Raw genomic sequence first — 17,083 nt, forward strand, 5'->3', positions numbered from 1 at the left:
AATAATCTAAATGGTTAGCACAGCCTTTTTGCGCTCATTAGAGCGCACGGTACTCTAGTCTTTTTTGACGTAATATTCGCCGGTTTTCGGATCTTGAACGAGCGTGCCATGAGCGCGATTTTGCGCTTCTTTTTCTGCCCGGCGTACACGCTGGGTAACGCGTACCGCTTCGCGTTTGAAGGAACGATAGCCGTACCAGGCGGCAGCGATGATCAACAGCAGAAAGATAAGCTGGGGCATGGCCTCTAGTCCTCAGGCTTGCACAAGATCCCGAAAATGCTATTTCGGGATCACGCAGGGAAAAGTCTTGGCGAATAGCATAACACTGATCCACCCAATTATGCATCATATCATGGTGAAACCATGGAATTCAAAGCCCATATCGCGCCCAGAGTGCTTTTTCTTCGGCAACCGACAGTAAACCCTCACCAAGATTGGCGGCAATGCTGGCTGGGTCAAGCCCCAGACCGAGGCTCATTTCGACACCCGGTGCCTTGCGTCCAAGCAATCCGCGCTTCGGCTCAATGAGTTTGAGCTTCACCTTGTCCCCATAGGTTTTGCGCAAAAAGCTGCGCATATCGCCAAGCCCATCAATGAGGCCCAGCTCTTTTGCCTTGATCCCGGTCCAGAAAAGTCCGGTGAAAAGATCGGAATCCTCGACAAGCTTACTGCCGCGACGCTCCTTCACCATGTCGATAAAGGTCTCGTGAATTTCAAGCTGCAGTTTTTTCAGGCGATCAATATCAGTCTTTTTCTCCGGCTGGAACGGATCGAGCGAAACCTTGTTTTGCCCGGCAGTATAAACGCGACGTTCAACGCCGATCTTTTTGAGCAGTTCCGGGAAACCGAAGGATGCGGAAACAACACCGATGGAGCCGACGATCGAAGAGGGGTCTGCAATGATTTCGTCACCTGCAAGCGCAATCATATAACCGCCCGATGCGGCAGCATCTTCGACAAAAATGAAGACGCGCTTTTGATGTTCGTCTGCCAGGTCGCGGATACGGCGATAAATCAGGCGCGACTGCACGGGCGAGCCGCCAGGCGAATTGACCGAGATAGCAACCGCTGGCGCTTCCTTGTCGGTAAATGCCTTTTCCAGAACACCTGCTGCAGTGGCAAGCGAAAGTGCTGGCCGGAAAGACGAGCCGCCAGTCATGATGGCTCCATGCAGACGCACAACGGGGATCTCAATTTCTTTTTTGCGAAAACGACGCGGAATGAAACGGGTCAATATTCCGGACAAATCAAACTCCAGTTGAAAAATTTTCTTAGTCCAAATGTAGAAATCAATCTCGGAAATACAAAGAGAAATGCCCGGAAAATTGTTCCGGGCATTCATTGCGTATTATTTTTTGGGCTTTGCCAGCATTCCAAGCAGCACATAGCCGCATATGGCTGACAAGGCGGAGCCGGTGAGTACACCGATTTTCGTTTCTGCTTGTAACAGTTCCGACGGGAATGACAGAAGGCCGATGAAGATACTCATCGTGAAGCCGATGCCGCACAAAATGGCGACGCCATAGAGCTGAGCCCAGCTTGCGCCCATCGGCTTTTGTGCCAGCCCGGATTTGATCGCAATCCAGGCCGCACCAAATACACCGATCTGCTTGCCGACAAACAGACCAAGCATGATGCCAAGCGGCAGTGTATCGACGATGATGGAAGGACTCATTCCCGCAAAGGAAATACCGGCATTTGCGAAACCAAAGATGGGCACAATGATGAAGGCAACCGGCTTTGCCAGCGCATGTTCGAGGATATGGAGTGGCGAACTCATATCGTCTGGTTTGGCCTTGGCGGGTTTAAGTGGGACCATCAGTGCTGCCACAACCCCCGCAACCGTCGCATGGACGCCGGAATTGAGCACGAAAAACCACAGCACGACAGCACCAATGAGGTAAGGCAGCAACTTGGCTACACCAAGTCGGTTCATTGCAAACATCACCGCAGCCGTTGCAAATGCCGCACCAAGATAAGGCATGGAAATTTCGGCAGTATAGAAAATAGCGATGATGACAACAGCCGCCAGATCATCGAGGATTGCAAGCGTTGCCAGAAAGACCTTGAGGCTTGACGGCACACGCGAACCCAGCAGCGATAAAACGCCGAGTGCAAATGCGATGTCGGTGGCAGATGGTACGGCCCAGCCGTGCACTTTTTCAGGGTCGCCATAGTTGAATGCGACAAAGATCAGGGCAGGCAGAATAACGCCGCCCGCAGCGGCAATCCCCGGCAGCATGCGATTGGGCCAACTGGCGAGCTGGCCATCGAGAAATTCACGCTTGATCTCAAGCCCGACCAGCAGAAAGAAAATGGCCATCAGCGCATCATTGATCCAATGCGCAAGACTGAGCGGTCCAATGTAGAAATGCAAAGCGTCGAAATAAGCCTTTGAGAAAGGCGAATTCGCAACGATGAGCGCAAGGGCGGCTGCGAACATAAGGACGATGCCACCGGCCGATTCACTATCAAGAAAGCGGCGCATGATGGAAACGGGACGAACGGGCTTCGGATTGGGCGTCATTGATTTCTTTTCAGGTTATTTCCGGAGCTTCTACTTCGTAGAGCATGAGATTACGATCCGTTATGCCCAGTCGTGGCCACTCGGAACGCCAGTCTTCTATGTGGCCAGAAGTGAAATGTTTGTCCAGTGAAACCCGGTCCTGCCAGAGTTCTTTTACATGGACGAGGCTGGGATCAAGAATGTCCTGAGCATAAGAATACTCAATGCAACCACTTTCCGCACGACTTGCTTGGATCATGCGCTGCATTACGGGCCGCGCATCACCAATGTTTTCGACTGGCAGGCGTATGGTTCCAACGATCAGCAACATTTATTTGCTTTCATGAAGCAGCGACGTCTGCCCGTTATTGATGGCAGTTGCACGCTCCGTAAAATCATTGCCTGCTTCGCCATGAAGGATGAGTGCCGGCATCAGCGAAAGTCCTGCACGGCTGCCGCGAATGCCCATAATTACAATGCGGATGGCCGCACCGTCGGGACGCGGCAGTACTGGGATGATTTTCACCCCACCAAATCGCCCCTTTAGTGCTTCCAATATTGAGGCGAGTGAACCCGGGCGTGCAATGATTGAAACGCTACCTCCCGGCCGAAGGATTGCCGATGCGGTGCGCAACCACTGGTCAAACATGCCTTCAGGCATGACATGCGCTTCGGCCTTTACGGGGTCAGGCGTGGAACGGTCACTGGCCTCGTTGAAAGGTGGGTTCATGATGACAAAGTCGAAACTATGGTCGATGAGACCTGCAGCAGCGCGTGTTTTTCCAGTCAGCGAGACATCGGCTTCGAGAATATCGACGCGATCAAGCAAGGCTGCATTCAGTGGATGGCTGACGCTTTTATGCGCAAAGTTCAGCATGAAGCCTGAACGTTCGATAAGTGTGACGTGCGCATGCTTGCAACGGGCAGCCACAGCCAGCCCGGCAGCACCTGCACCACTACCAAGATCAGCAAGCTGACCTGAAAAACGTTGGGGGACGCTGCTTGCGAGAATCATCGCGTCCACGCCGGAGCGATGCCCTTTTATGGCAGGCTGTACGAGATGAAATGCACCACGATGAAACACATCGAGTGTTTCATCGACCGTGTCAGGCTGGTGCTCGGAAATGTTATTTGCCATGGTCTTTTAATTCGTGTTCCAAGCCTGCGTCGATGAGATAGTGCCGGGCTTCATCCAGCCTGTCTTCTTCGACAAGAAACCGTCTCGGTATAACGCCAAGCGAACCTTCGAGAATGCTCATATTCGTGTCGGCGATGAAATAGATGATGCCTGCTTCTTTCATCAGCGCTTCAGCGACGGACAGCAGTACGGAATCATTTGTGCGCATAAGTTCGATCATTTCGACAATGTGTAATCAATAGACCGCATTGACAACTGCTTCCTTCAATGGTGAACAGGCACTGAATGAAAAGCTTGAGCGTGCAGGGGCTTTTAAGCGTCTTGAGCATTCTGATCCGCACACATAGTGTGGTCAGCAGCTAGGAGTAACGACATTGGGTGTGGTTTTGAATCTCGACGGGAAAAAGAAGCAGGAAGGATCGGTTCAGCCTCTGGTCGATCTCACGAAGGCCGATATGGGCCGCGTGAATGAAATGATCTTGTCCCGTGCAGGTTCCGATGTCGAAATGATCCCGGAAGTGGCTAACCATCTCATTTCATCTGGTGGCAAGCGCCTGCGTCCTATGATGACGCTCGCGGCAGCCCGCATGTTTGGCTATGAAGGCGACGGTCATGTCCGTCTCGCAACCTCAGTTGAATTCATGCATACGGCAACGCTTCTGCATGATGATGTGGTTGACGAAAGCGATTTGCGCCGCGGCAAAAGCACGGCGCGCATGATCTGGGGCAATCAGGCCAGTGTTCTGGTTGGCGATTTCCTGCTCGGTCAGGCCTTTAAGATGATGGTGGACGTTGGTTCGCTTGATGCACTCGATGTTCTTGCAACCTCCGCTTCGGTTATCGCCGAAGGCGAAGTGATGCAGCTTGCTGCAGCCAAGAACATGGAAACCACCGAAGACGAATATCTCGCTGTGATCAAGGCAAAGACTGCCGCTCTTTTCTCAGCCGCTGCTGAAGTCGGTCCGATCATTGCTCAGGCACAGCGCTCGGATCGTGCAGCGCTGCGCGACTACGGTCTCAATCTCGGCCTCGCCTTCCAGCTCGTTGACGATGCGCTGGATTATGGGGGCTCGGCTGCCGATCTTGGTAAGAACACAGGCGACGACTTCCGTGAAGGCAAGATCACCTTGCCGGTTATCCTAAGCTATCGTCGGGGTAGCGATGAAGAGCGTGCATTCTGGAAGCACGCGATTGAAGAGGGTGCCAGCGACGACGCTTCACTTGAAAAGGCTATTGGTCTGATGATGAAGCACGGTGCGATTGCCGATACGGTACAGCGCGCGCGGCATTTCGGCGAAATCGCCCGTGATGCCTTAGCGCCGCTCAAGGCAACACCTGAGAAAGATGCGTTGATCGAAGTGATCGATTTCTGCATCAGCCGCGTTAATTGAGATCAGGATTAAACAACAACAAAGCATCTATCACGGATGCTTTTCTTGCACGTGTACCCCAAAAAGGCCATGCTTGAGGTGCCTCTGAATAGGGGAACTTATGCGGAATTGGAAAGAGGACTGGGCTTTATGCGGCAGGGATTGAAACGTCGTCCGCTTTACGGATTGCTTCTCTTGGCTCTAGCGGGAGTAGCGCTGCCAGCAAATGCGGCAACGGCTAAAACCAATCCAGATCCTGTGTCGCAAGTGCGTGCCGGTTCGTTTGCAGGTGCCTATCTTGCAGCCCGTACGGCAGAAGCCGACAACAATATTGGCGCGGCTGTAGACTTCTATCGTCAGGCCATGGCGTTTGATCCGGGAAATGACATCATTAAGCAGAACCTGCTGTTGGCGCTGCTTACGGAAGGCCGTTTCAAGGATGCTTTACCGCTTGCGGAAGAGCTGAAGAATCAGCCTGAGATTGAACGCTTTTCGCGTGTTGCTCTGGCAATCGACGCCATTTCCAGGAAGCAGTATCGCAAGACTGGCCCACTCCTGATGCTGTCGATCCAATCCGATATGGATCAGCTTGCGACCAGCCTCATGGGCGCATGGGTTAAGGTCGGGCAGGGTAATCCAAAGCGTGCGCTTGCAGACGTCGTGAAGATCAACGGCCCTGAATGGTATGGCCTGTTCCGCATTTATAATGCGGCGCTGATTGCCGACATCGCTGGTGACAAGCAGGATGCACGTAACTATTACCAGCAGGCGATTGACGACCGTCCGGGCGGCAGTGCTGCACCTGATACCTATGAACGCATTGTGATGGCCTATGCCTCCTTCAAGCTGCGTCAGGGTGACAAGGATGGCGCGATCAAGATTCTGAAAGATGCCGAAGAGCTTCTGAACGGTCGCATGACCATTACCGAGATGCGTGAAAAGATAGAGGCTGGACAGAAATATCCTCGCCTGATCGAGACGCCGCAGCAGGGCGTGGGCGAGGTGCTTTATACGCTTGGTACTGCGATCAACCGTGGTGGTGCGGAAGCTTTTGCCAAGCTTTATCTGCAAATGTCACTGCCATTGCGCCCTGATAATGACGCCACGCTTTATCAACTTGGCGATATTTCGGCGAAGCTGCGTCAGCCTGAAAGGGCCGTCGAATATTATGCCCGCGTTCCTGAAAAATCGCCTTACAGACGCGATGCAGAAATGCAGCGGGCGCTTAATCTTGCTGAAAATGAGAAGACAGGCGAAGCGATTGAGCAGTTGAAAACCTTGCTCGACCGCGACAAGACCGATCTGCGCACCTATCTGGCGCTTGGTGGTGTCTATGCGCAGGACAAGAATTTTGCCGATGCCGCAAAAATCTACGATGCGGCGGTCGAGCAGATCAAATCGCCGGAACGCAAGGATTGGCCAGTGTTCTATCAGCGCGGCATCGCGCATGAACGGCTGAAGGAATGGGATCAGGCCGAGCCGAATTTCAAGAAGGCATTGGAGCTTTATCCTGACCAGCCACAGGTGCTGAATTATCTTGGCTATTCATGGGTTGATCGCGGTGAAAACCTCGATGAGGCGCTGCTGATGATCAAGAAGGCTGTCGAGTTGCGCCCACAGGATGGCTATATCGTCGATTCACTCGGCTGGGCTTATTATCAGCTTGGTCGTTATCCGGAAGCCGTCGTGGAGCTTGAAAAAGCCGTTAAGCTGCGTCCGGAAGATCCGACGATCAATGACCATCTTGGTGACGCTTACTGGCGTGCGGATCGTCAGCTTGAGGCGACGTTCCAGTGGAACCATGCCATTGCCGGAAAGCCGGAGCCGGAAGAACTCGCCAAGATCGAGGAAAAGCTGAAGTCGGGCCTTGCTGATCCAGCCAATCCTGCGCAAGCTGATGCTGCCAAGCCGGGCGACGCTAAGCCTGAAACAGAAAAACCTGCTGCAAACTAACGCAGACCAGGCACAAACCATCCATTGCGCGTTGATTTTACCGCGCGCAATGGCTCGCATGCTTGACCCTGCGTGACGGACAAATTAGACCGGGCCATCATTTCAATAACAAGGCCTGACCCCGTGTCCAGTACGTTGCCAGCACATATGCATCCCACCCGTTCCTTTCAGGGCCTGATCCTGACGCTCCATAACTATTGGGCGGAACATGGTTGCGCTATTTTGCAGCCTTACGACATGGAAGTGGGGGCGGGTACATTCCATCCGGCGACGACTTTGCGTTCGCTCGGGCCAAAGCCTTGGAAAGCTGCCTATGTGCAGCCATCGCGCCGCCCAAAGGATGGTCGCTATGGCGAAAATCCAAACCGCTTGCAGCACTATTACCAGTATCAGGTGATCATCAAGCCATCGCCGCCGAACCTTCAGGATCTTTATCTCGGTTCGCTGCGCGCTATCGGTCTTGATCCGACCCTGCATGATGTGCGCTTTGTGGAAGACGACTGGGAAAGCCCAACGCTCGGCGCATGGGGTCTTGGCTGGGAATGCTGGTGTGACGGCATGGAAGTGTCGCAGTTCACTTATTTCCAGCAGGTCTGCGGCATTGAATGCTCGCCGGTTGCGGGTGAATTGACCTATGGTCTGGAGCGCCTCGCCATGTATGTGCAGGGTGTGGACAATGTTTATGACCTCAACTTCAATGGTCTGGAAGGCGAAGAAAAACTTACCTATGGTGATGTTTTCCTGCAGGCCGAGCAGGAATATTCCCGCTACAATTTCGAAATGGCGAATACCGACGTTCTGCATCAGCACTTCATCGATGCAGAGCGCGAATGCGAAGCCATCCTGAAGGCGGGCAGCGCGGGCGAAGGCTCGCTGCATAAATGCGTATTTCCTGCCTATGACCAGTGCATCAAGGCATCTCACGTCTTCAACCTGATGGATGCGCGTGGCGTGATCTCGGTTACTGAACGCCAGAGCTATATTCTGCGCGTGCGCAATCTCGCGCGTCAGTGCGGCGAAGCATTTTTGCTCACCGACGCCGGCGGCTTCAACCTTAAGAACGAGGCTGTGTAATGCCTGATTTATTGCTCGAACTTTTCTCCGAGGAAATCCCGGCTCGTATGCAGCGCAAGGCTGCGGGCGATTTCAAGAAGATGATCACCGATGGTCTGGTGGAAGCCGGTCTGACCTATGAGGCTACGACGGCCTATTGGACTCCGCGCCGTCTGACGCTCGATATTCGCGGCCTGACTGTGCGCTCAAAAGACGTGCATGAAGATGTGAAGGGGCCATCCGTCACCGCACCCGAACAGGCGATTGTTGGCTTTTTGAAGAAAGTCGGCCTGACCGATGTTTCTCAGGCACATGTGCATTCCGATCCAAAGAAGGGCGATTTTTACGTCGCTCACCTGACCAAGCCGGGCCGTGCTGCGGAAGAAGTCATCGCGGAACTCGTACCGCAGACAATCCGCAATTTCCCATGGCCGAAGTCCATGCGCTGGGGTGCGGCGTCATCCAAGCCGGGCGCGTTGCGCTGGGTACGTCCGCTGCAATCGATCCTCTGCACCTTTGGTCCTGAAACCGAAGAAACCGTTGTGGTTGACTTTGATGTTGACGGCATCAAGTCGGGCAATGTCACCTATGGTCATCGCTTCTTAAGCGATGGTCAGGCGATCAAAGTGCGCCGTTTCGAGGATTACGTCGATAAGCTCGAAAAGGCTTTCGTTGTGCTCGACGCCGAGCGCCGCAAGGAAATCATCTCGCAGGACGCGAATAACCTGGCTTTCGCCTCCGGTCTGGAACTGGTCGAAGATGCGGGTCTCCTCGAAGAGGTTTCTGGTCTGGTCGAATGGCCTGTGGTGCTGATGGGTGAGTTTGAGGAAGAGTTTCTGGCGATCCCGCCGGAAGTCATTCAGCTGACAATCCGCGTGAACCAGAAATGCTTTGTCACCCGCAAGCAGGGTGAAACGGAAGCGCTGTCGAACAAGTTCATTCTGGTATCCAACATCGCAGCACGCGATGGCGGAACGGAAATCGCTTACGGCAATGGCAAGGTTGTGCGCGCACGTCTCTCCGATGCGCTCTATTTCTGGCACACCGATCAGCACGATCTGCCGGACCTCGACAAGCTTTTGGCATCTGGCGAAAAGTTCGACCTTGATTTGAAGAAGCCGCTTGATCAGCGCATGGCGCGTTTGGATGCACTCAATGTGACCTTCCATGCCAAGCTTGGCACGCAAGGCGCTCGCGTTGAACGCATTCGCGAACTGGCAAGTCAGATTGCGCCGCTCGTCGGTGCCGATCCGAAGCTTGCAGCGCGTGCGGCAGTTCTGGCTAAAGCCGATCTGACCACGGAAGTTGTCGGCGAGTTCCCTGAACTTCAGGGCGCAATGGGTCGCAAATATGCGCTTCTTCAGGGCGAGGACGAATCCGTTGCTACGGCTCTCGAAGAACATTACAAGCCGCAAGGCCCGTCTGATTTCGTACCGAAGAATCCGGTTGCCGTTGCTGTCGCTTTGGCTGACAAGCTCGACACGCTGGTTGGCTTCTGGGCGATTGATGAAAAGCCGACTGGATCGAAAGACCCGTTTGCTCTGCGCCGTGCAGCTCTTGGTGTGATCCGTCTGGTTCTGTCACAAGATTGGAAGTTCCCGCTCTTGCCGCTTCTGCGCTCGGCTTATGCCGCGCTGAAAGAGGGCCAGGTTCAGCGCAAACTGCGTGAGTTTGAAGCCAAGCTCGCAGATGAAAAATCTGGCGATGTTGATGGCGAACAGGACGTCGATAACGCATTGCGCAATCTCGAAACGCAAGCGCGTGCTGAAATCGAAGCCAATGCTGAGCCGCTGTTGGCTGACCTGCTGTCGTTCCTGCATGACCGTTTCAAGGTTCACTTGAAAGAAGACGGCGCACGCCACGACGCAATTGATGCGGTTTTGACTTCGGATGCCGACAATCTTCTGCTGGTTGCCCGTCGTCTGGAAGCCTTGATCGTCTTCATCAATGAAGAAGATGGCAAGAACCTTCTGGCTGGCACCAAGCGCGCGGCCAATATTCTGGCTGCGGAAGAAAAGAAGGGCACCAAGGTCGCCCAAAGCGTCGATGCGGCTCTCTTGAAGCTTGATGAGGAAAAGGCGCTTTATGCGGCGGTAACCCTCGCAGCTCAGGAAGCCGAAGAAGCTATTGCCCGCGAAGATTTCGGTGGTGCAATGCTGGCACTGGCCAAGCTGCGCGGTCCGGTCGATACCTTCTTTGAGAAGGTATTGGTCAATGATGAGGACGAAAATGTCCGCGCCAATCGCCTTGCACTGCTTGAACAAATCCGCACTGCCACCAGCAAGGTGGCCGATTTCTCGAAGATCGCCGGTTAAGACAAAAAGGGCGCTTTCTAGCGCCCTTTCTTTTTGTACCTCATTCCTATCTTGCATGAACTGCGCATATGAGTCCCTTGCTCTAAGCCCATGTGTTGTGTAGCTACAGCGGCAGGAGAATGACCTTGGCCGATATTCTGGAATTTGACGATAAAGCTGTTTTACGCGCGGTGGCTGTGCTCACCAGTGGCGGCCTTGTCGCGATTCCTACAGAGACGGTCTATGGTCTTGCGGCTGACGCAGCGCATGGCGAAGGCGTGGCTGGTATTTTCGCCGCCAAAGGTCGCCCGCAGTTCAATCCGCTGATTGCGCATGTCGATAGTATTGCCATGGCCGAGCGTTATGTGACTTTTGACCCTATCTCACGCAAGCTCGCGAAGGCTTTCTGGCCGGGGCCGTTGACACTTGTTCTACCGCTTAAAGCGAAGCAAGACACGATGCGCCCAATTCATCCGCTGGTGACCGCGGGGCTTGATACGCTCGCCATTCGTATGCCCACCGGGCGGGTTCGCGATGTCATCAACCAGCTCGACAGTCCTGTTGCCGCACCAAGCGCTAATACATCGGGTCGCATCAGCCCGACTTCGGCCAAGGCTGTGGCCGATGATCTGGGCAGCAAGATCGATATGATCCTCGATGCCGGTCCTTGTGGCGTGGGTGTTGAATCCACCATCATCAAGGTCGAAGGTGAGCGTGTGCGTTTGCTGCGTCCCGGCGGTCTGGCCGCAGAAGAGATTGAAGCGCTGTTAGGTTTGAAGCTCGAGCGTGCCGAGCATAATGCAGCCATTCAGGCTCCCGGCATGATGGAATCGCATTATGCGCCCAATGCTGCCGTGCGGTTGAATGCTGAAAATGTTGAGCAGGGCGAGGCGCTTCTGGCTTTTGGACCTTTGCGCGTAGCCGATGCCGACAAGGCGGTCGCAGTGCTGAACCTCAGCGTATCGGGTGATTTGCGCGAAGCGGCCAGCAATCTGTTTGATTTCATGCGTCAGCTCGATGCACACGGTGCGCGTACCATCGCTGTTGAACCCATTCCTGTTGACGGTCTCGGTGAGGCCATCAATGATCGTCTTAAACGCGCGGCCGCGCCGCGCTAATTCCCCAGAGACTTAAGAGAAGCACATGCTCGACACCGCCCTGATCGAACGTTTCGCAGCCATCGTTGGCGAAAAGAATGCGCTGACCGCGCCGGAAGACATCGCACCGTTTATGATCGAGCAGCGCGATCTCTATCAGGGCCGCTCGCCGCTGGTTCTGCGCCCGGCTTCGGTGGAAGAAGTTTCCGCAATTATGACGCTTGCTTCGGAAACCAAAACGCCGATCGTTCCGCAGGGCGGCAATACCGGTCTTGTCGGTGGTCAGACGCCGGATGAAAGCAACACCACTGTTGTGTTGTCGCTTGGCCGCATGAACAAGGTGCGCTCGGTCGACCCGGTTGGCAATTTGGTGACAGTGGAAGCCGGTGTGATCCTGAAAAATCTGCAGGATGAAGCACAGAAAGTGGGCCGTCTGTTTCCGCTGTCGCTTGGTGCCGAAGGTTCCTGTCAAGTTGGCGGCAATCTCGGTTCCAATGCAGGCGGCACTGCCGTTCTTGCCTATGGCAATATGCGCGAGCTTTGCCTCGGTCTTGAAGTGGTTCTGCCAAGCGGCGAAATCCTCAACGATCTGCGCTATGTGAAGAAGGACAATACGGGCTATGACCTGAAGGATCTGTTCGTCGGTTCCGAAGGCACGCTTGGGATCATCACTGCAGCGGTTCTGAAGATTTACCCGCAGCCAAAGGGTAAGGGTGTAGCCTATGCCGGTCTTCGTAGCCCGGAAGACGTGCTGCGCCTGTTCCAGCTTGCGACCGAACACGCAGGTCCGTCACTGACCGGATTTGAACTGATGCCGCGTGTGGGCGTCGAGTTCACGATTGCGCATGTCGATGGCGTTCGTGATCCACTGGAAAGCCCGCATGACTGGTATGTGCTGGTTGATATTTCCTCGAGCCGTTCGGAAGACGATGCCCGTACGACGCTTGAAACCATTCTGACTGAAGCTTTCGAGAACGACATCATTCAGGATGCGGCGATTGCCGAAAGCGTGGCGCAGGCGCAGATGTTCTGGAAAATGCGTGAGGAAATGTCCTGGGCGCAGAAGCCGGAAGGCGGCTCGATCAAGCACGATATTTCGGTGCCTGTCGCGAGAATCCCCGAATTCATTGCAGAAGCTAATGCAGCGACGCTTGAGATGATTCCGGGTTCGCGCATCGTTTGCTTCGGCCATATTGGCGATGGCAATCTGCACTATAATGTGTCGCAGCCAGTCGGTGCCGACAAGCAGGCTTTCCTTGATCGCTGGCACGACCTTAATCACCGCATCCACACAATTGTCGCATCTTATACAGGGTCGATCTCCGCCGAGCATGGCATTGGCGTCTTGAAGCGTGAGGAACTTGCCTTCTTCAAGCAGGATGTCGCGCTTGAATTGATGCGCCGTATTAAGAAATCCTTCGACCCGTTGGGCATCATGAACCCGGGTAAAGTGCTGTAATCGCAGCAAATAAGATGAAATTAAGGCGGGCAGGCAACTGCCCGCCTTTTCATTTATGTAAACGCAAATTAGCAAGAATTACTGACTTCTTACACCTGGTTGTAAAGCGGTAACCAAATGAAAAAGCAGGGAAAAGTTAACCTAACGCGTTAAGCGCATCGGTAATAATCGCGGTCTATTCTCCAAATCAACAAGAGCGAACCATCGCTCAAAAAGAGAAGCCGGAATAACTGGCTCTCAAAAAATAAAAACAGGCAGAGATAGACAGAGGCGTCAAAATGATGAGCAGCGGACTTAAGAAGCCAGAATGGGCAGGCCAGGAACTTCGGCTCGATCCGTTTCATCTTCCGCAGGTCGTGACCTATGCGGCAGAGGATTGCGACGCAGATGTAACCTTCACTATCAGTGAACGTGGTGCAGTCATCCGCCAGATCCTGCCTTCGAGCGGCCTGCCCATGTCGATCGCACTGCCGATTAATGCGTTTGTTGGCGTAGCTGCCCGTGCTGTGGAAGATGAGTTTGGTGAAATCACCGTAACGCTCGAGCTGATGCACGAAGATCCGCAGCTTTCCGTGCCACTGCTGGTTGCTCATGATCTGACCGATGTTGCTGCTGACTGGCGTGCATGGGCAGCAGCCTTCAGCCTGCCAATGATGCTGGTGGAAGAAGATGGTGTTGCTCGTCCGCTTTATGAAAGCACTGGTCCGGTTCGCACGGGAGAGCCACAGGCGCGCCGTCAGGGACAGGAACCGCGCCGCCGTCGCCCACGCTTCCTTGCTCGTCGCAAGACCGGTTCGCTGGGGGTTCGCATGGTCATTGAAGGCCGTGAAATTATCGCCAGAAATTGAAATGAAACTAGAGCATTTGCAGCAAAAGTGCGAAGCGGTTTTGCGTCGGATAATGCGAAAAAAACAAAGAGATAGAGCATTTCCAATGATTCAAGAAAAACAGGAAATGCTCTAAGGCAGTCATCACATTCACGTGTGAACACGTTCTCGTCGGATTTCTACACTATCTAAAGGATAACGCACCACTCGGTGGTCGTCTGGAAAGATGAAGGACCTTTCCAGATATCAAAGTCCCCGATGCCGGAGCAACCAACTTGGCTGACCTCCAGCAAGCCACCCGGATGGTAACCCCATCCGGGTAATTTTTTGTTCAGATTACTTTTTACGACTAAGAAACGCCATCACGGCTTCGCGCGCTTCGTTCGAGGTAAGCCGTTCGGAAAAATGCTTTGCTTCCCGTGCAATGCGGTCAGCAACGGGTTCAGCAGGCATCCGCATCAGGCTGCGTGCAATCTGCATGGCTTGCGGAGGCTTGGCCGCTATTTCCTCAGCAGCTTTCAGTACTTCTGCTTCAAGCTCGCTGCTTTCGACGACCTTATAGACAATGCCTGCCTCAAGGGCTGCCTGCGCATCAAAGCCATGGCCCAGCGCCAGAAGGGCGAATGCCTTCTGATGGCCCATTAATGGTGGGGCAAGCAGGCTGGATGCCGCTTCCGGTACAAGTCCAAGATCAACAAATGGCGTGCGGAACAGCGCGTGGCTGGTGGCAAATGTCAGATCGCAATGAAGATGAATTGTTGTGCCGATCCCAATGGCCAAGCCATCGACGCCCGAGACAATTGGCTTTTTCGCGCCTGAAAGAGCGCCAAGAAAATCCAGAATATCATTACCCATGCTGCCGCCAGAAGCCGCAGCCATGAAATCTTGCATATCGTTGCCGGACGAAAAAGCACCCGGAACACCGAGAAACACATGTACGCGCACGGCGTCGTCTGCATCGCCATCAATAAGCGCCTTGGCCATGGTGGCATACATGGCACGCGTAATGGCATTCTTCTTATCAGCGCGGTTAAGCCGGATGATCTGCACCGGGCCATTGCGTTCGATCAGAACATGCTCGCTCATGATCAGGCCTCCAATGCAGATTTGGCCGCAGCGAGGCTGGATGCGCCGGTGATGACCGTATCCTTCAACGAGCTGACTTCGGCCAGCATGTTTTCGGCAAAGAAGCGGCAAAGGGCAGCACGGCCTGCATCGTCACTGTTAAGGGCTGCACGCGCCAGATAAGCACCGCCAGCGGCCAGCGACAGCAGACGCTGGTAAGGCGTGGCACCAGCCAACGCTTCCTCTGTCCGGCCTTCGCTTGCTGCTTTCTGCAACCATTCAGTGGCTTCACGGGCCTCACTGATGGCAGTGGACAGACGCGATCCTGTTTCACCAAGCTCACGACGGTTGGAGGCCTTGGCCTTGTCCGCTTCTTCCTGCAATTCTGCGAAGAAACCCTTGATATGCTCCCCATTACCAAGCGGCAATTTGCGCAACACCAGGTCAATGGCCTGAATGCCGTTGGTGCCTTCATAGATCGGGGTAATACGTGCATCGCGCAGCAATTGTGCGGCACCGGTTTCTTCAATAAAGCCCATGCCGCCATGGATCTGCACGCCAAGCGATGCCACATCCACACCGACATCGGTTGCAAAACTTTTGGCCAAAGGCGTGAGAAGACCTGCACGATCCGACCAGAATTGCGCGTCCGCACCCGCCGTCGCGTGGCTCATATCGATAGCATGAGCACAGGAATAGGTAATGGAGCGGGCAACTTGTGTCAGTGCCTTCATGGTGAGCAACATGCGCTGCACATCCGGATGTTCGATGATCGGGCTCATGCCAGCTTTTGGATCAGCGCCGATGGCGCGGCCCTGTTTACGTTCCTTGGCATAATGAAGTGCCTGCTGATACGCGGCTTCTGCAACGCCGACACCCTGAATGCCCACCAACAGACGGGCATTGTTCATCATGGTGAACATGCAGGCGAGACCACGATTTTCTTCGCCGATCAGATAGCCAACAGCGCCTGTTTCCTCGCCTTTCACAAATCCATCACCATAGATCATGGTGCAAGTGGGCGACGCGTGGATGCCCATCTTGTGCTCAAGGCCAGAGCAGAACAGATCATTGCGCCGCCCGAGCGAACCATCCGCATTGACCAGGAATTTCGGTACGAGGAACAGCGATATGCCCTTGGTTCCCGCAGGCGCATCGGGCAGGCGGGCCAGAACCAGATGCACGATATTGTCGGTTAGGTCGTGTTCGCCATAGGTGATGAAAATCTTTTGGCCAAAGATGCGATAGCTGCCATCGTCGCTGCGCTCCGCTCGTGCTCGCAAAGCGCCCAGATCGGAGCCCGCTTGCGGCTCCGTCAGGTTCATAGTGCCCATCCACTCGCCGGTAATGAGCTTTTCGAGATAAGTGTCTTTCAACTCTTTCGAAGCGTGCTTTTCCAAGGCTTCAACCGCGCCCATTGTGAGCGTGGGAGCGATAGCAAAAGCAAGTGTCCCGGAGTTCCACATTTCGCTGACGGCGACCGACATCATGGTCGGGAGACCTTGTCCACCATATTCGGGGGTTCCGGTTAGCGAGTTCCAGCCACCATCAATCCAGTCGCGATAAAGCTCTTTCCAGCCGGGTGCCGTGGTGACGATGCCGTCCTTGACGGTCGCACCATGCTTGTCGCCGGTAATGCGAAGCGGCTCGACGCGCTCGGCGGCAAACTTGCCTGCTTCTTCCAGAATGGCTTCCGCCAGATCGGCGGAAAATTCGGGGAAACGGTTGTCTTCAATCGCCTTTTCAAGGCCCGCGACCTTCATCAGCGTATGTGAAATTTCAGAAACCGGCGCGCGATACATTTTTCCTCCTAAAAACCTCTTCCTCAAAAGGCTCCGACTTGCCGTTGATTGGCAGCAATTCATTCAGCCTGATGGCTGGTCATGAGTAAGAGCTATCGGCTTATTACGTAAACGTCAATATTCACACGAGGAAGTTATCGATAGTTTGAGGAATGGTTGTGGCATTATTCAGCTTGGTAGTGGTTGAGACGTGCAGCGCGCAGCCGAGCGGCCTTTTCATCCGCGGCCTCGCATTCGTTCTGCAAAATGGCTTTGGCGACTTTATCGGTCGTCGCCTTTTTCGCATCTCTTCTCAAAGAAGCGGATTTGAAGAGGATATCTTCGATCAGGTTTTCATTTTGTTATGAAACCTAACTCCCCCACAGCCCCTAACCAAGCAAAGCCTTCACTCTCTCTTGTAAGTGTTCAATGGAGATCTTGGAGACTTAGCAAAAGACAGCGGTAAAAATAAAAAGGCCGGGCATGGACCCGACCTTCATAAGTCTCAACAATCAGTGCCAGTACATCCGTGGTCAAAGA

The 17,083-nt window shown here is 54.1% G+C and carries 15 protein-coding genes; 7 read left to right on the top strand and 8 right to left on the bottom strand.

Features of this window, described 5'->3' with window-relative positions:
- Positions 1-54: 54 nt before the first annotated feature.
- The 6 genes from CEV33_RS16830 to CEV33_RS16850 all read right to left on the bottom strand — a co-directional run bounded on the left by CEV33_RS16830 (position 55) and on the right by CEV33_RS16850 (position 3,864).
- Positions 55-240, bottom strand: coding sequence for a membrane protein (locus tag CEV33_RS16830; RefSeq protein WP_024896122.1), 186 nt, complete (start codon positions 238-240; stop codon positions 55-57).
- Positions 241-370: 130 nt separating this feature from the next.
- The gene (locus tag CEV33_RS24485) at positions 371-1,246 is read right to left on the bottom strand and encodes a S49 family peptidase (RefSeq protein WP_235818435.1); all 876 of its coding nucleotides are present in this window, start codon (positions 1,244-1,246) and stop codon (positions 371-373) included.
- 102 nt (positions 1,247-1,348) lie between these two features.
- A complete protein-coding gene (gene nhaA, locus CEV33_RS24490) occupies positions 1,349-2,527 on the bottom strand; it encodes a Na+/H+ antiporter NhaA (RefSeq protein ID WP_235818436.1) in 1,179 nt (392 codons plus the stop codon).
- Between the two features lie 10 nt (positions 2,528-2,537).
- Positions 2,538-2,837 carry a putative quinol monooxygenase gene (locus CEV33_RS16840; protein WP_094541549.1) on the bottom strand — a complete coding sequence of 100 codons (300 nt, stop codon included), beginning with the start codon at positions 2,835-2,837 and terminating at the stop codon, positions 2,538-2,540.
- Positions 2,838-3,644, bottom strand: coding sequence for a tRNA1(Val) (adenine(37)-N6)-methyltransferase (locus CEV33_RS16845; protein WP_094541550.1), 807 nt, complete (start codon positions 3,642-3,644; stop codon positions 2,838-2,840).
- Positions 3,634-3,864, bottom strand: coding sequence for a putative signal transducing protein (locus CEV33_RS16850; protein WP_094541551.1), 231 nt, complete (start codon positions 3,862-3,864; stop codon positions 3,634-3,636). The genes CEV33_RS16845 and CEV33_RS16850 overlap by 11 nt, the downstream gene beginning before the upstream one ends.
- Positions 3,865-4,018: 154 nt before the next feature.
- On the opposite strand from CEV33_RS16850, the gene CEV33_RS16855 reads away from it, so the two are divergent.
- From CEV33_RS16855 to CEV33_RS16885, 7 genes are all read left to right on the top strand, one after another.
- Positions 4,019-5,035 (top strand): polyprenyl synthetase family protein, encoded by a 1,017-nt coding sequence (locus CEV33_RS16855; RefSeq protein WP_094541552.1) that lies wholly within the window; start codon positions 4,019-4,021, stop codon positions 5,033-5,035.
- Between the two features lie 129 nt (positions 5,036-5,164).
- Positions 5,165-6,967, top strand: coding sequence for a tetratricopeptide repeat protein (locus CEV33_RS16860; RefSeq protein ID WP_094541553.1), 1,803 nt, complete (start codon positions 5,165-5,167; stop codon positions 6,965-6,967).
- Between the two features lie 147 nt (positions 6,968-7,114).
- Positions 7,115-8,041, top strand: coding sequence for a glycine--tRNA ligase subunit alpha (locus tag CEV33_RS16865; protein WP_094541554.1), 927 nt, complete (start codon positions 7,115-7,117; stop codon positions 8,039-8,041).
- The gene (glyS, locus tag CEV33_RS16870; protein WP_094541555.1) at positions 8,041-10,335 is read left to right on the top strand and encodes a glycine--tRNA ligase subunit beta; all 2,295 of its coding nucleotides are present in this window, start codon (positions 8,041-8,043) and stop codon (positions 10,333-10,335) included. Before CEV33_RS16865 ends, glyS begins: the two co-directional genes overlap by 1 nt.
- A gap of 119 nt (positions 10,336-10,454) precedes the next feature.
- Positions 10,455-11,432: an L-threonylcarbamoyladenylate synthase gene (locus tag CEV33_RS16875; protein WP_374816427.1), complete on the top strand. Its 978-nt coding sequence runs from the start codon at positions 10,455-10,457 to the stop codon at positions 11,430-11,432.
- A 25-nt stretch (positions 11,433-11,457) separates the two neighbouring features.
- Positions 11,458-12,870: an FAD-binding oxidoreductase gene (locus CEV33_RS16880; protein ID WP_094541557.1), complete on the top strand. Its 1,413-nt coding sequence runs from the start codon at positions 11,458-11,460 to the stop codon at positions 12,868-12,870.
- A 278-nt stretch (positions 12,871-13,148) separates the two neighbouring features.
- Positions 13,149-13,718 (top strand): DUF6101 family protein, encoded by a 570-nt coding sequence (locus tag CEV33_RS16885; protein WP_024896133.1) that lies wholly within the window; start codon positions 13,149-13,151, stop codon positions 13,716-13,718.
- A 315-nt stretch (positions 13,719-14,033) separates the two neighbouring features.
- Here the strand turns inward: CEV33_RS16885 and CEV33_RS16890 are convergent, their stop codons facing one another.
- The gene (locus tag CEV33_RS16890; protein WP_094541558.1) at positions 14,034-14,783 is read right to left on the bottom strand and encodes a crotonase/enoyl-CoA hydratase family protein; all 750 of its coding nucleotides are present in this window, start codon (positions 14,781-14,783) and stop codon (positions 14,034-14,036) included.
- Between the two features lie 2 nt (positions 14,784-14,785).
- Positions 14,786-16,564: an acyl-CoA dehydrogenase gene (locus CEV33_RS16895; RefSeq protein WP_094541559.1), complete on the bottom strand. Its 1,779-nt coding sequence runs from the start codon at positions 16,562-16,564 to the stop codon at positions 14,786-14,788.
- Between the last annotated feature and the right edge of the window lie 519 nt (positions 16,565-17,083).

Source organism: Brucella grignonensis, from assembly GCF_002252505.1.
Lineage (GTDB): Bacteria > Pseudomonadota > Alphaproteobacteria > Rhizobiales > Rhizobiaceae > Brucella > Brucella grignonensis.